General features: G+C 74.1%; 13 protein-coding genes and 5 tRNA genes. 12 read left to right on the top strand and 6 right to left on the bottom strand.

The features are described 5' to 3' along the window. Window positions 1-2 precede the first annotated feature (2 nt). Window positions 3-998 (bottom strand): biotin synthase BioB, encoded by a 996-nt coding sequence (gene bioB, locus BAW75_RS18440; protein ID WP_064447187.1) that lies wholly within the window; start codon window positions 996-998, stop codon window positions 3-5. A gap of 156 nt (window positions 999-1,154) precedes the next feature. Between bioB and BAW75_RS18435 the strand changes: the two genes are divergently transcribed. Together BAW75_RS18435 and bioD are read left to right on the top strand one after the other, a co-directional pair. Further along, window positions 1,155-2,291 carry an 8-amino-7-oxononanoate synthase gene (locus tag BAW75_RS18435; RefSeq protein WP_104114360.1) on the top strand — a complete coding sequence of 379 codons (1,137 nt, stop codon included), beginning with the start codon at window positions 1,155-1,157 and terminating at the stop codon, window positions 2,289-2,291. Beyond that, a complete protein-coding gene (gene bioD / locus BAW75_RS18430) occupies window positions 2,288-3,016 on the top strand; it encodes a dethiobiotin synthase (RefSeq protein ID WP_069089410.1) in 729 nt (242 codons plus the stop codon). Before BAW75_RS18435 ends, bioD begins: the two co-directional genes overlap by 4 nt. A 61-nt stretch (window positions 3,017-3,077) precedes the next feature. On the opposite strand, the gene BAW75_RS18425 is transcribed toward bioD, so the two are convergent. Both BAW75_RS18425 and BAW75_RS18420 read right to left on the bottom strand, forming a co-directional pair. Beyond that, entirely contained in the window at window positions 3,078-4,241 is a 1,164-nt protein-coding gene (locus BAW75_RS18425; protein WP_104114359.1) for a cytochrome P450, read from the bottom strand. A 9-nt stretch (window positions 4,242-4,250) separates the two neighbouring features. Then, entirely contained in the window at window positions 4,251-4,919 is a 669-nt protein-coding gene (locus tag BAW75_RS18420) for a class I SAM-dependent methyltransferase (protein ID WP_104114358.1), read from the bottom strand. Window positions 4,920-5,108: 189 nt separating this feature from the next. Between BAW75_RS18420 and BAW75_RS18415 the strand changes: the two genes are divergently transcribed. Beyond that, the gene (locus tag BAW75_RS18415; protein WP_064447271.1) at window positions 5,109-5,936 is read left to right on the top strand and encodes a hypothetical protein; all 828 of its coding nucleotides are present in this window, start codon (window positions 5,109-5,111) and stop codon (window positions 5,934-5,936) included. A gap of 39 nt (window positions 5,937-5,975) precedes the next feature. Here the strand turns inward: BAW75_RS18415 and BAW75_RS18410 are convergent, their stop codons facing one another. Then, on the bottom strand, window positions 5,976-6,578 hold the full coding sequence (locus BAW75_RS18410; protein ID WP_043330511.1) for a TetR/AcrR family transcriptional regulator: 603 nt from the start codon (window positions 6,576-6,578) through the stop codon (window positions 5,976-5,978). Window positions 6,579-6,853: 275 nt separating this feature from the next. Here BAW75_RS18410 and BAW75_RS18405 point away from each other — a divergent pair. The 6 genes from BAW75_RS18405 to BAW75_RS18375 all read left to right on the top strand — a co-directional run bounded on the left by BAW75_RS18405 (window position 6,854) and on the right by BAW75_RS18375 (window position 10,323). Further along, a tRNA-Gly gene (locus BAW75_RS18405) sits at window positions 6,854-6,926 on the top strand. A 34-nt stretch (window positions 6,927-6,960) separates the two neighbouring features. Beyond that, window positions 6,961-7,031: transfer RNA gene (locus BAW75_RS18400), tRNA-Cys, on the top strand. 12 nt (window positions 7,032-7,043) lie between these two features. Continuing rightward, window positions 7,044-7,118, top strand: a tRNA-Val gene (locus BAW75_RS18395). 111 nt (window positions 7,119-7,229) lie between these two features. Further along, window positions 7,230-8,048 carry an isocitrate lyase/PEP mutase family protein gene (locus BAW75_RS18390; RefSeq protein ID WP_104114357.1) on the top strand — a complete coding sequence of 273 codons (819 nt, stop codon included), beginning with the start codon at window positions 7,230-7,232 and terminating at the stop codon, window positions 8,046-8,048. 109 nt (window positions 8,049-8,157) lie between these two features. Continuing rightward, window positions 8,158-9,543 (top strand): response regulator transcription factor, encoded by a 1,386-nt coding sequence (locus BAW75_RS32620; protein ID WP_208635269.1) that lies wholly within the window; start codon window positions 8,158-8,160, stop codon window positions 9,541-9,543. A gap of 96 nt (window positions 9,544-9,639) precedes the next feature. Continuing rightward, window positions 9,640-10,323, top strand: coding sequence for a hypothetical protein (locus tag BAW75_RS18375; protein WP_069089414.1), 684 nt, complete (start codon window positions 9,640-9,642; stop codon window positions 10,321-10,323). Window positions 10,324-10,399: 76 nt separating this feature from the next. On the opposite strand, the gene BAW75_RS18370 is transcribed toward BAW75_RS18375, so the two are convergent. Further along, the gene (locus tag BAW75_RS18370; RefSeq protein WP_104114356.1) at window positions 10,400-10,645 is read right to left on the bottom strand and encodes a DUF6458 family protein; all 246 of its coding nucleotides are present in this window, start codon (window positions 10,643-10,645) and stop codon (window positions 10,400-10,402) included. A gap of 159 nt (window positions 10,646-10,804) precedes the next feature. Here BAW75_RS18370 and BAW75_RS18365 point away from each other — a divergent pair. From BAW75_RS18365 to BAW75_RS18355, 3 genes are all read left to right on the top strand, one after another. Beyond that, window positions 10,805-10,877, top strand: a tRNA-Gly gene (locus BAW75_RS18365). Window positions 10,878-10,888: 11 nt separating this feature from the next. After that, a tRNA-Val gene (locus BAW75_RS18360) sits at window positions 10,889-10,960 on the top strand. Between the two features lie 153 nt (window positions 10,961-11,113). Next, entirely contained in the window at window positions 11,114-12,763 is a 1,650-nt protein-coding gene (locus BAW75_RS18355; RefSeq protein WP_104114355.1) for a PKD domain-containing protein, read from the top strand. A gap of 64 nt (window positions 12,764-12,827) precedes the next feature. Here the strand turns inward: BAW75_RS18355 and BAW75_RS18350 are convergent, their stop codons facing one another. Beyond that, a complete protein-coding gene (locus tag BAW75_RS18350) occupies window positions 12,828-13,403 on the bottom strand; it encodes a hypothetical protein (protein ID WP_104114354.1) in 576 nt (191 codons plus the stop codon). Window positions 13,404-13,740: the final 337 nt, after the last annotated feature.

The raw sequence follows: 13,740 nt of genomic DNA, 5'->3' as shown, positions 1-13,740 counted from the left end.
CCTCACAGGGTCGCCGAGAGCGCCTTCACCGGCATCTTCAGGTCTTCCAGCAGCTTCAGGTCGGCGTTGGCCGGGCGACCCAGCGTGGTCAGGTAGTTGCCGACGATCACCGCGTTGATGCCGCCCAGCAGACCGTCGCGGGTGCCCAGGTCACCGAGGGTCAGCTCGCGGCCGCCCGCGTACCGCAGGATGGTGCGCGGCATGGCCAGCCGGAACGCGGCGATGGCGCGCAGCGCGTCCTTGCCCTCCACCACCGGACGGTCACCGAGCGGCGTGCCCGGCCGCGGGTTGAGGAAGTTCAGCGGCACCTCGTGCGGGTCCAGCTCGGCGAGCTGCGCGGCGAACTCGGCCCGCTGCTCGACCGTCTCGCCGAGGCCGAGGATGCCGCCGCAGCAGACCTCCATGCCCGACTCGCGGACCATCCGCAGCGTCTCCCAGCGCTCCTCCCACGAGTGCGTGGTGACCACGTTCGGGAAGTAGGAGCGGCAGGTCTCCAGGTTGTGGTTGTAGCGGTGCACGCCCATCTCGACCAGCTCGTCGACCTGCTCCTGGGTGAGCATGCCGAGCGACGCGGCGACCTGGATGTCGACAGCGGCGCGGATGGCCGCGACGCCCTCACGCATCTGCTTCATCAGCCGGGCGTCCGGACCGCGCACGGCGGCCACGATGCAGAACTCGGTCGCCCCGGTCGCGGCGGTCTGCTTCGCGGCCTCGACCAGCGCCGGGATGTCCAGCCAGACCGACCGGACCGGCGAGGTGAACAGGCCGGACTGCGAGCAGAAGTGGCAGTCCTCCGGGCAGCCGCCGGTCTTCAGCGAGACGATGCCCTCGACCTCGACCTCCGGACCGCACCAGCGCATCCGGACCTCGTGCGCGAGCTGGAGGGCGGCGGGCAGGTGTTCGTCGGGAAGGTTCAGCACCGCGAGGACACCGGCCTCGTCGAGGCCGACACCGTTGCCCAGCACCCGCTCCCGGGCCTGGTCGAGGATCTCTGGCATGGCTCGTAACCTAACAGGCCACCGAGGGGCCGGGAAACCGCCGCCAGCAGCCCCGGCGAGCCGGGACCGCGCCACGCCGGAGCCCTCGGGACGGGTGGTAACTTCGCCCCGCGGAAGCGCCCGGCGGGGCGGTGGTCGGCGGGAGGGGACGGCACGGTGGCGGACTGGCTGGCGGCCCTGGACCGCCGCGCCGAGCTGCGGGCCCGGGCGGGACTGACCCGCACGCTGCGTCCCCGGGCCGCCGACGACGCGGTGGTCGACCTGGCCGGCAACGACTACCTCGGCCTGGCCACCCACCCGCAGGTCACCGCCGCCGCCGCGGAGGCCCTGTCCGCGTACGGGCTGGGCGCCACCGGGTCACGCCTGGTGCGCGGCTCCACCGACGCCCACCACGCGCTCGAGGACGACCTGGCCGACTGGCTCGGCGTCGACCGGGCGCTGGTGTTCTCCTCCGGCTACCTGGCCAACCTCGCCGCCGTCCGGGGACTGGCGCAGCCGCGTACGCTGCTCGTCTCCGACGCCCACAACCACGCCTCGCTGATCGACGGCTGCCGGATCTCCGGCGCCGAGACGCTGGTGACGCCGCACGCGGACGTCGCCGCGGTGGCCGCGGCGCTGGCCGCCGCGCCGGGCCGCCCGGCCGTGGTGGTGACCGAGTCGGTCTTCTCCGTCGACGGCGACCTGGCCCCGCTCGGGGAGCTGCACGAGGTGGCCCGCCGCCACGGCGCGCTGCTGCTCGTCGACGACGCGCACGCGCTCGGCGTCACCGGCCCGGCCGGGGCCGGCGGGGTGGCCGCCGCCGGGCTGGCCGGCGCGCCCGACGTGGTGGTCACCGCGACGCTGTCCAAGGCGCTCGGCGGGGCCGGCGGCGTGGTCGCCGGGCCGGCCGAGTTCGTCCGCCACCTGGTGGAGACCGGCCGCACGTTCATCTTCGACACCGCGCCGCCGCCCGCCGTGGTGGCCGGGGTACGCGCCGCGGTGCGCCTGGCCCGCGACGGCGACGCGCTGCGCGCCGAGCTGGCCGACCGGGCCGCGACGGCGGTGCGCCGGCTCGGCGCGGCCGGGCTGTCCGTGTCCGCCCCCGACGGCGCCGTGATCTCGGTGACCGCGCCCGGCCCGGAGGCGGCGACCGCCTGGGCCGCCGCCTGCCGGGAGCGCGGTGTGGCGGTCGGCTGCTTCCGTCCGCCGTCCACACCGGACAGCCGCTCCCGGCTGCGGCTCACGGTCAGCGCCGGGGTGGACCGGGCCGACTTCGACCGGGCCCTGGACGTGATCGTGGAGTGTGCGCCATGAGCCTCGGCGACGCCTGGACCGGGCCGGTGCTGGTGACCGGCACCGACACCGAGATCGGCAAGACGGTGGTGACCGCCGCCGTCGCCGCCGCCGCGCAGGCCGCCGGGCTGCGGGTAGCGGTGGTCAAGCCCGGCCAGACCGGTACGGCCACCGGCGAGCCCGGCGACGTCGACTCGGTGACCCGGCTGGCCGCCCCGCTCACCGGCCGGACGCTCGCCAGCTATCCCGATCCGCTCGCGCCGCTGGCCGCGGCCCGGGTCGCCGACCTGCCGCCGCTGGAGCTGTACAACGCCGTCGACGCGATCCGCGAGGAGGCGGACAAGCACGACCTGGTGCTGATCGAGGGCGCCGGTGGGCTGCTCGTACCGATGGGGTTGCGCCCGTCCGGCGAGCCGTGGACGGTGGCCGACCTCGCGGTGTCGCTCGGCGCGCCCGCGGTGGTGGTGGCGCGGGCCGGGCTCGGCACGCTCAACCACACCGCGCTGACGCTGGAGGCGCTGGAGCGGCGGGCCGTACCGGCCGGCGTGGTGATCGGCGCCTGGCCGGCCGAACCGGAGCTGGTGCACTGGCTCAACCTGTCCGAGCTGGTGCCGAACCTGCTCGGCGCGGTACCGGCCGGCGCGGGCGGGATGGACCCCGGTGTGTTCCGCCGGTCCGCGCCGGGCTGGCTCACCCCCGCCCTGTACGGCGTGCTCGACGACTGGCGCGCCTGGGCCGAGGAGTAAGGAAGGGCCCCTTCTTAACGCCTCCGGTAGAGGAAGGGCCCCCTGTTAACACCCGCAGGATTCAGGCACGGCGGACCACGAACGCGTCCGGCATCCGGAAGGTGAGGTTGTCCGGGCACCAGGGTGGACGGACCACAGTCACGTCGTCCAGCAGCGCGGTGGCCTCGGCGACCACCACCGTCGCCTCCATCCGGGCCAGCTGCGCGCCGACGCAGCGGTGCGGCCCGGCGCCGAAGGCCAGGTGCCGCCGCGAGCCGGGCTGCCCCGGGCGGAACTCACCCGGCGCGCCGACCACCGACGGGTCGCGGCCGGCACGGGCCAGCCAGGCCACCACGCTGGTGCCCGCCGCCACCGGCAGCTCGCCGAGCGTGGTGTCGACCGCCGCCACCCGCCGCCACGTGACGATCGGTGGCTCCAGCCGCAGCCCCTCCTCGACCACGTCGTCCACGGCGACCGTGCCCGCGCGCAGCCCGGCCCGTACCGCCGGTTCGCCGGACAGCCGGTGCAGCAGCAGGGTCAGGAACTGCGAGGTGGTCTCCTGGCCGGCGACCAGCAGGAAGAACAACGCGCCGACGACCACGTCGGGGGAGTGCCCGGCGTCGCGCAGCCGCGCGGCGAGCCCGCCCCCGGTCGCGGCGAACTCGCGCAGCACGGTGTGGAACCGGCCCACCTCGGCGGCCAGCGCGAGCTGCCGGGCGGAGTCCAGCGGCGCCCAGAACAGCTCCAGCGCCGCCCGGGCGAAGTCCTTCACCACGCCGACCGGCGCGTCCGGCAGCTCGACCAGCCGGGCCAGCACCAGCAGCGGCAGGTCGGCGGCGAGGCCCGCGTACAGGTCGACCGGGCGGCCCTCGTCCAGCGTCGCTGCCAGCCCGGCCACCCGCTCCCGGACCAGCCCGGTCAGCCACCGGCGCTGGGCGGCCACCCGGTGCGGGTGCAGCGCGTCGGCGACGATGCCGCGGATCTCCGGATGGCTGGCGCCGCCGTTGTTCGCCAGCGTCGGTGGCAGCCGGAACCGGTGCCCGGCGAGCACCCGCAGCGCGGCCACCGGGATCGGCGTGACCGCGTCGAGCGCGTTGTCCGGCCGGAACGTCACCGGGTCGGTGAGCACCTGGCGGACGAGCGCGTGCCGGGTCACCACCAGGTGTGGCACGCCGACGTGGTCGACAACGGTGGCCGTGTCCGGCCACTGCCCGTCGACGGCCTCCCCCCAGCCCCGGAACAGCACGCGGTAACGCTAGCGGCGGGCGCCCGGCGGGTTCGGGTCCAGCTCCCACACGGTGGTGTGCTTCACCCGTACGCTCTCCAGCGCCTCGGACACCGGCACGTCGTACGCGGCCAGCTCGTGGAAACGCTCGCGGGGCAGGAACGCCCGGCCCGGGTCGCCCACCAGCACCCGGGCGCCGGCGCGGGCGGCCCGGAGCAGGAAGCGCAGCATCCGGCGGGCCATCGCCTCGCTGTAGAAGACGTCCCCGGCCAGCACCACCTCGGCGTCGCCCGCGTCGGCGTCGAGGATGTCGCCGAGTTCGGCGTCGACGCGTACCCCGTTGGCCTCGGCATTGAGCGCGACGGCCGCGACGGCCCGCTCGTCCACCTCGACCGCCCGGACGGCGGCCGCGCCGGCGCGGGCGGCGGCGATGGCGACCAGGCCGGAGCCGGAGGCCAGGTCGAGCACCCGGCGGCCGGCGACCACCTCGGGGTGGTCGGTGACGTAGCGGGCCAGGCCCTGCCCGCCGGCCCAGGCGAACGCCCAGAACGGCGGCGGCTGGGCGCTGCGGAACTCGCCCTCGGTCAGCTCCCACAGGCCGATCGGCTCGTCGGCCTGGTGCAGGCGCACCTCGGGTACGAACGCCACGGGGGCGAGGCGGGCGTGCAGCCGGACGAACGCGGCGGACAGCTCGGACACCGGAGAATTGTGTCCCACCCGCCGGCCGGGCCCGATCCCGGGCGTGTCGCGGCGGGGCCGTGACCGGTTCACCACGTTCGGTGAAATGGCCCCCGTGTTGTGGCGTTGGATGCGAACACGCCCGTCTACCGGCGTGCCCGGCGCGCTCCTAGCGTTGCCTGTGGACACGACCGAGGGTGAGGAGGCGTGGTGAGCGGGTGGCGGCACGCGCTACGGATCGGACTGGTGCTGACCTTCGTGGCCGGGACCGGGTACGGGGGAGCCCTGCCCGCGCGGGCGGCGGCGGCCTTCTCCACCGAGTTGAGCGGTCTGCCGGACGAGTTCACCGCCGGGAACCGGGTGGAGACGCTGTCCGCCGTGGTGTCCCGCTCCGACGGGGGCGGCTGTGTCAAGGTGCGCTGGTCGATGTTGGTGCGGGTGCAGGGCCTGCGGCTGGACCAGCTCAAGGTGGACCGGGTGGAGGACAGCGGGTCGTTCCCGCTGGAGATCCGCACCGAGGGAGACACCGCCCGGCTCACCGACCGGCAACTCGATCCGGGTGTGCTCTGCCCGGGCCGGACCGTGACCGCCCGCTACCGGGTGGCGTTCGCCGAGGACGTCGCGCGCGGCCGGGTGAGTTTCGCCGCCGAGGCGTACGACCCGCAGTTGCGGCTGCTGGCCCGGCGGACCGCCTCGCGTGAGGTGGTGGGAGAGGAGGCTTCGCCGACGCCGGCGCCCACCAGCGCGGAGCCCTCGGAGACGCCGAGCGAGGAGCCACCCACCGACGACCCGGTGACCGACGAGCCGACCGACGCGGCAGTGGTGGAGCCGCCGCCGCCCGGTGGTGTGGCCGGACGCCCGGTCGCGGACAGCGGCGGCTTCGGCCTCGTGCAGGCCGCTTTCCTGCTCGGCGGGCTGCTGCTGTTCCTCGGCGCCGGGTTGCTGCTGCGGATGCGCCGCCTGCTGCGCCCGGCCGCCGTCACCGAACCGGAAACCCTGCCACCGCCCTTCGAGCGCCCCCGCCCGACCTGGCCCTGACCGGCGGACCCGCCCGCGCGGGCCGGGGGCGGGGCCCGGTCAGTCGAGCTGACTGGGTTCGAGGCCCAGTTCGCGGGCGGCGACGAGGCGGATCCACTCGGCGATCTGGCGGCGCGTGATCACCCGCTCGTGCACCGCGAGCTGGACCGCGAGGCCGTCCATCACCGCGCTGATCCGCCAGGCCGCGCCGGCCGGGTCGGGGCAGTCGAACGTGCCCTCGGCGACCCCGTCCGTGATCAGCGCGGCCAGGTCCTGCCGCCACCGCAGGTCCAGCCGCCGGGAGAGCTTCTCCAGTTCCGGGGTACGCAGCGACTCCGCCCAGCCGTCGATGCGCATCGACCAGGAGGTGGCCCGGCCGGCCGGCGCGTACAGGCGCAGCATGCGGCGCAGCTTCGCCAGCGGCGGCGCGGAGGAGCGGAGCACCGCGTCGAGCTTGGCCAGGTCCTGCTCGACGGCGTACGCGAACGCCTGCGCGAGCAGTCGGTCCTTGGTGGCGAAGTGGTAGAACACGAGGGCCTGGCTCACCCCGGCGGCCTCCGCCACGTCGGCGGTGCGGGTGTTGGCGAGCCCTCGTTCCGCGATCACCTCACAGGCCGTACGCAGCAGCGCGTCCAGGCGGATCTCGGCGGCTCGTCTCGTCACGGCGTTACGGTAACCCATCCGAATGACCACGGGGAGTTACCGAAGCGGCTGGTCGGCGGGCGGGCAGTCGGATGCCGGACACTCGACGCGCCGGTCTGCTTCCGCAGGTGGGAGCGCTCGCCGGTGCTCTCGGACGGAAGCCACCCAGGCTCCTAGGAAGCCGAGGGGGAGCGGCGTCCGCCACCACCGGACGCGCCGGAAACGGAACCCGATTTGGCAACCGTTCCCGGGCTCGGCTAAAGTTCTCATCCGTCACCGGATAACACCGGGGGCGTGCGGACGTAGCGCAGCTGGTAGCGCATCACCTTGCCAAGGTGAGGGTCGCGGGTTCGAATCCCGTCGTCCGCTCGGAGATGCCGCCACGCAGTTCGGGGGCAACCTCGGTGGAGTGGCCGAGAGGCGAGGCAACGGCCTGCAAAGCCGTGTACACGGGTTCAAATCCCGTCTCCACCTCGCAGTAGACGAGGGCGATTGGCGCAGTGGGAGCGCGCTTCCTTGACACGGAAGAGGTCACTGGTTCAAACCCAGTATCGCCCACCAGCGGAAAGGCCGTGTCGATCATTCGACACGGCCTTTCTCGTCGCTATCGATCAGTCCAGTGCCGCGCCGCTGGCCATTGCCGCACCCGCGTGCCCCACCCAGACTGGCCCGGTGGACGATCAACAGACCCGAGCCCAGCGGTTCCGCGCCCTGCACCGGCCCGGTGACCCACTGATCCTGGCCAACGCCTGGGACGCGGTCAGCGCCCGGCTCGTCGCCGCGGCCGGCGCCCACGCGATCGCGACCACCAGCGCCGGCGTCGCCTGGAGTCGCGGCGCCCCCGACGGCGACCTGCGGGCCCGCGACACCGCCGTCGACGTCATCCGCCGCGTCGCCGACGCGGTCCGCCTTCCAGTCACCGCCGACATCGAATCCGGGTACGGCGACAACCCCGACCAGGTCGCCGAGACCGTCGCCGCCGTGCTCGCCGCCGGAGCCGTCGGCGTCAACGTCGAGGACGCCCGGCACGACGGCGGCGGTCCGCTGCGCCCGATCCACGAGCAGGTCGCCCGGCTCGCCGCGGTCCGGGCCGCCGCCGACCGCGCCGGCATCCCGCTGTACGTCAACGCCCGCGTCGACACGTACCTGCGGGGCGCCGGGGGCGTACCGGAGACGGTCGAGCGCGCCGAGGCGTACCTGGCCGCCGGCGCGGACGGGATCTTCGTACCCGGAACCGTGGAGCCGGAGACGGTGGCCGCGCTGACGGCGGCGATCCCGGCCCCGCTGAACGTGCTGGCCGGGCCGGGCGCGCCGCCGGTGGCCGAGCTGGCGCGGCTCGGGGTGGCCCGGGTGAGCCTCGGCCCGGCGCTGGCCGAGACGGCGTATGCGGTGGTCCGGAGCGCGGCGGCGGAGGTGTTCGGCGCCGGGACGTACGAGGCGCTCGCCGGCGGGCTCGACTTCGGCGAGCTGAACGAGCTGATGCGCGACTGACCGGCCACGGGATCGACCTCGGGCGGGGGACCGGGTTGAATGTGCTGGTGGCCGTTGTCCCGCGTCCGAGCCGGCGGACGGCGACCGGCTGTCGACGGGATCACCACGGATGACGGCGGTCGTCCGCCCGGTGCCCGCGCTGCGGAGCCTGCCCGTCCTCACCGCCGCCACGGCGACCCTCGGCGTCGCGGCGCTCGCCGTCCTGGGCGCGGCCGGGCACGGCGGTTTCGCGAGCGACCCGGTCGGCGCCGTGGCCCTCGCGACGGCAGCCGTGGTCACCGCGCTCGCCGCGCTCCGGCTCAGCCGGTCGGGTCACCGGGCCGCCGGCCGGCTGGCGGCGGGGCTCGCCGCGTCGCTGCTGGCGTATCTGGCGCTCGCCGTCGTCGCGGTGGCCGCCGTCGCGGCCGGGCATCCGTGGGCCGCGCCGGCCGTCGCGGCGTGGAACTCGGCGTGGATCCCGCCGCTGGCACTCCTTCAGCTGACCGCCTCGGCCGCCGTCCGCACCGGCGACGCCGTCCCGTGGACGCACCGGCTCGTGGGCCTCACCCTGGGCGTGGCCACGCTCGTCAACGCGCTGCTGACCACGGCGACCCAGCCGTTCGCGGGGGTTCCGACGATCGCCGCGGAGTCCTGGCGTACCGCGCTCGCGCCGGCCGTCCCCGCCGTCACCCTGCTGGCAGCGGTGGCGCTGTTCCTGCTCCCGGTGACGCTCTGGCGGGCCGCTCTCGGATCGCACCACGCCGTCCGGGCGCGACTCGGCGTGGCCGCGGCGGCCACCACCGCCGCGCCGCTGACAGTCGTCTTCTGCCTGCTGCTCGCCGTCGCCCGCACGCCCGGCGACGTCGAACCGTCGCTGGGCTCGGTCGCCTTCCTGGTGGCACTGGCCGGGGCCGCCGTGTTCGCCGCCGCGTGCGCGGTCACCGCCGCCCGCGGCGCCACCGAGCCGCGCCGGGTCGGCGCCGTGGTGCGCGGCGCGGGCCTGGCCGCCGCGGCCCTGCTGGTGGTCGGCGTCGGCACGCTCGTGGCCGCTCCCGGGACGTCCCTCGGCCCGACCTCGGTCGCCCTGGTCGTGTCGGCGCTGACCGTCGCCGTCGTCGGCGGGGCGTGGGCCGGCACCGGCCGGCTGGCGGCGCTGCTCACCGCCGCGCCGACAGCGCCGGTGACGCCGCGAGGCGGCGCAGAGGGTACGACGGGAGGCGGTGCGGCGGAGACGACGAACGTCATCGAGCCGGCGGCCCCGGCCACGGCGGTTGTGGATGCCGCGGGCCCGGTGTCGGTCGGCGGGCTGACGGCGCGTGAACGCGAGGTGCTCGCCGCGCTCGCCGACGGCGCCAGCAACGCGGGGATCGCCGCGCAGCTGGTGGTCTCCGAGCGGACCGTCGACGCCCATCTGCGCGCGATCTTCGTCAAGCTCGACCTGACGCCCGGCGGCGCCACGAACCGTCGGGTGCGGGCCGCGCGGATCTGGCTGGAGCACGCCCGACAGTCGCGTTGAGCAGGGATTTTCCGAAGATAGGTGCTGAGGCCGATGCCCGCGCGGGCGGTACCTCGGCACGGTGGGGCGACACCTGAATCGACGGAGGCTCTCACCGTGCCCGTACCGAAGTTGCGCCGTGCCGCGCTCGTCGCCCTTTTCGTCCTGCTCCTGGCGTCCCTGGCCGGACGGACCGTGTTCATGTTGTGGGAGCCGCCGTTCGACGGCGCGATCCACTACGACGACGTACGTGAGCTGGGGTCCGCGTACTGGCCGATGAACCTCTACCTGGGCGGGCCCGCGTACGCGGTGTCCTGGATCGCCGCGGCGGTGTTCATCGTCGGGCTGGCCCGGGGCCGCGCGGGCGTGCTGAACCTGGTGGGTGCCTTCCTGGCCGGCCTCGGCGGCGTGGTGTTCGCGCTGGCGATCACCGCGGAGGTGCTGCCGTTCGCCTACGCCGCCGATCCGGCGGTCGTGCCGGAGGCGCAGGGACGGGCGCTGTTCGACGTGTTCAACGACCAACTGGACGGGCTGCTCCCGGCCGTCCTCGGCAGCCAGGTGGCGATCGTCCTCGGCATGGTCCTGGCGCTCGTCGGGATCCTGATCGGCCGGACCATGCCGCGTCCGCTGGTCGTCGCCGCGCTCGTCTACGTGGTGGCGTTCGTGCTGGTGCCGCAGGACGCCGCTCGCGCGGTGGTCGTCGCGAGCTACCTGGCGCAGGTGGCGCTGGTGGCTGCGATCGGCTGGTACGGGCTGCGCGCCGCCACCGATGGTGCCGCTACCGACGGCGAGCGGGCATAGCAGACCGGACCGGCCGGATGTTCGATCCGGCCGGTCCGGTCCCGGGACCGATCAGCTCCGTCGGCCCCGCTCACGATCACATGGGCGGTGCGACGTCCCGGCGCTCCTCGACCCGGCGGTACTCCACCGGCTCCTCGGTGGTCGTGGCGACCACCTGACGGCGCCGGCCCCAGACCAGCGTGGTCATGATCAGGCCGAGGACGCCGGCCGCCATGAGGATCCAGCCGACGACGTCGAGGTCGACCCCGCCGACGCTGGCGTTGAGCGCGAACGTGAGGATCGCGCCGACCGCGATCAGGAAAATGCTCGTACCGATACCCACGACAGCCTCCTTCGGGGGGATGGTTGTGCTGTCACCGGCCTCAGTACCCCGGCGGTGAGCGGCGCAACCACACGGCCACCTGGCACGGCGGGGGTCTGCCGCACGGCGATCTTGGCATCGGGTAGAGTTCACCCCGTCGCCGGCGCGAACCGGCGGCACGCGGACGTAGCGCAGCTGGTAGCGCATCACCTTGCCAAGGTGAGGGTCGCGGGTTCGAATCCCGTCGTCCGCTCGCGATTGCCCGGGCGATTGGCGCAGTGGGAGCGCGCTTCCTTGACACGGAAGAGGTCACTGGTTCAAACCCAGTATCGCCCACCGAGAGTCACCACGCCGCCGGTCGACAGGCGGTCGTCTCCCACCGGACAGCCGGCACCGGCTACATCGGTCTCCCGGGTCCACCGTGCGGATTATTCTGCCGCTGCCATCGCGCGTGTCACTGTGAGGCCCGATGCGCAGGGAGGCGGTCACATGGCAACGATCGAGCGGGGACGGTGGCGGCGGACGGCCGCACGATTAGGGGTGGCGACTGTCGTCGCGGCGGCCGGGGTGACGGTATCGGCCGCGCCCGCGCAGGCCACCGCGACGCGGACGGTGGCGTTCTACAGCATGGACGAGCCGGCGTCGTCGTCGACGGTGCTGACCGACTACAGCGGCAACGGCCGCCACGGCACGATCGGCGGTGAGGTGGTCACCGGCGCGCTCTACGCCGGGGCGACCGGCCACCGCTTCGCCACGCACCTGCCCACCGACAAGGAGTACGTCCCGGGCCACGTCGACCTGGTGCCGCACACCACCGACTTCAACCCGGACGCCGGGGACTTCTCGGTGACCATCCGTTACCGGACCACGTACTCCTTCGGCAACATCCTCCAGAAGGGACAGGGCAACACGGTCGGCGGCTACTGGAAGTTCGAGGCCCCGAACGGCAAGCCGAAGTGCCTGTTCCGGGGCGCGGACGGCGCCTCCCGTACCGGCTACACCGACGTGCCGATCTCCGACGGCCAGTGGCACACGATCACCTGCAACCGCACCTCCGCGTACGTGGAGATGTACGTCGACGGCGTGCGGACCAGCCGCCTCAACGGGCCGACCGGCACCATCGCGAACACCTGGCCGCTGTCCGTCGGCGGCAAGAGCCAGTGCGACGGTACGAAGGTCACCTGCGACTACTTCGCCGGCGACATCGACTACGTGAAGATCCTGAAGGGATCGGGCGGCCCCGCGAACCAGCCGCCGGTGGCCGCGTTGACGCCCACCTGCTCCGGGCTGGTGTGCACGTTCACCGGCGCGGGTTCCACCGACGCCGACGGCGCGATCCAGGACCACAGCTGGAACTTCGGCGACGGCGACACCACCGGCACCGCCTCCGTACCGACCACGTCCCACACGTACGCGGCGGCCGGCACCTACCCGGTCACGCTCACCGTCACCGACGACCGGGGCGCCACCGGCACCGCGACCGTCGAGGTTGCTGTCGCGCCCGTACCGGAGCGGATCTCGTACGTCGGCCAGGCCACCGCGAACGCCAACTGGACCAGCCACACCGTGACCGTCCCGGCGGGCGTGCAGGCCGGTGACATGCTGCTGCTCCTGCTCAGCCAGAACACGCACACCGGCACCGGCGAGCCGGCCGGCGTGACCGGCTGGAGCAGGCTCGACCGCCTCGACGGCGGCTTCGCCACCACCACCGCCTGGTGGAAGACCGCGAGCGCCGGTGACGCGGGCACTGCTGTCCGGGTGACGCTGGACAGTCAGGCGAAGGGCAACCTGGTGCTGGCCGCGTACCGGGGTGTCGCGCCCGGGGCGCCGGTCTTCACCCGGGCCACCGACCCGGCGAGCACCGCCACCCGCATCACCCCGTACGCGCCGGTGACCACCGCGCAGAGCTGGGCCGTGTCGTACTGGCTGCACGGCGACAGCACCTCCACCGCGCTCACCCCGCCGGCCGGCGTGGCGGTGCGCAGCAACACCTCGCAGACCGGCGGCGGCCGGGTGGCCGGCCTGCTCGCCGACTCGGCGAGCAGCGTGCCGACCGGCAGCTACGGCGGGCTCACCGCCACCGGCGCCGCGGCCAGCACGACCACCACCACGTGGACGTTCGTCCTGCCCCCGGCCTGACCCATCGGGTACGCGAAAAGGCCGGCACCCCGTTGGTTCGGGGTGCCGGCCTTCACGTTTTGTCTTACTTGTTCCAGTGCTCGGCGACCAGGTCGGCGGCCTGCTGTTCCCACTGGGCGTAGTGGTCGGGGTAGGCGGAGACCTGGACGGTCTGGGCGGCCTTGGTCAGGGGCATGTCCTGCCAGCCGTCGACCTGCTTGAGGCCCTTCAGGAACGCGGTCGTGGAGTATTCGGGGTCGGTGATCTGCTCGACCGTGCCCCAGCCGCTGGAGGGGCGCTGCTGGAACAGGCCCTGCGAGTCGTGGTCGTTACGGTCACCGAGGTGGCCGAGGTTCTCCAGCTTCGACTCCTGCAACGCCGTCGCGATCGACACGACCGCGGCACGCTCGTCCATGCCGGCCTTCTTCGTCGCCGCGATGATCGCCTTCACGTTCTTGGTCTGCTCGTCATTGAGGTCGATGCGGGACTGGGCGCCCTGCACGCCGTGCGGGATCAGCTTGTCGGACTGCACCGTGGCCGTGACCGGCTTGACCGCGTGAGTGGTGTCGGCCGCGTGGGCGGCGACCGGGCCGGCGAACACGCCACCGGTGAAAGCCAGACCAGCAATACCCAGAACGCTCTTACGCAGAATCGTGTTCATGATGGGGGCTCCATTCGGGGTCGACACACCCCCCGGGGGGACCGGGGGTGCGTGGGCACCGTCAGGCGCTCACAAGTCTCAGGGGTCTCGGGCTGCTCGCGGAGGGCGGGGGGCCTTCACGCGGCGCCGGAAGGATGTCCAACGACCTGCGACCCGGCATCATTCCCGGGCACCTCACACCACCCGGGCGCGGGTTCACGTCGTCGGAACCAGGCTCAACGACCCGCAGGCCGTGTTCCCTCAGCCGACCGCTCGGGGGCGGTCCTGCTCGGTCGTTCACCCGGTTACAACGCCCCGCACCCGCCAACGATTCCGCCACCAGAGTGCCGCCCACCAC

Origin of the sequence: Micromonospora chalcea (genome assembly GCF_002926165.1) — a bacterium.
Classification (GTDB): domain Bacteria; phylum Actinomycetota; class Actinomycetes; order Mycobacteriales; family Micromonosporaceae; genus Micromonospora; species Micromonospora chalcea.
The sequence above is the reverse complement of the archived record's forward strand: the minus strand, read 5'-3'. Positions and strand labels throughout refer to the sequence as shown.

Bases quoted from the DNA above. Each gene is read 5' to 3' on its own strand.
- BAW75_RS32620 (WP_208635269.1), top strand. From the start codon at position 8,158: ATGACGGCGGTCGTCCGCCCGGTGCCCGCGCTGCGGAGCCTGCCCGTC.
- bioD (WP_069089410.1), top strand. From the start codon at position 2,288: ATGAGCCTCGGCGACGCCTGGACCGGGCCGGTGCTGGTGACCGGCACC.
- BAW75_RS18355 (WP_104114355.1), top strand. From the start codon at position 11,114: ATGGCAACGATCGAGCGGGGACGGTGGCGGCGGACGGCCGCACGATTA.
- BAW75_RS18350 (WP_104114354.1), bottom strand. From the start codon at position 13,403: ATGAACACGATTCTGCGTAAGAGCGTTCTGGGTATTGCTGGTCTGGCT.
- bioB (WP_064447187.1), bottom strand. From the start codon at position 998: ATGCCAGAGATCCTCGACCAGGCCCGGGAGCGGGTGCTGGGCAACGGT.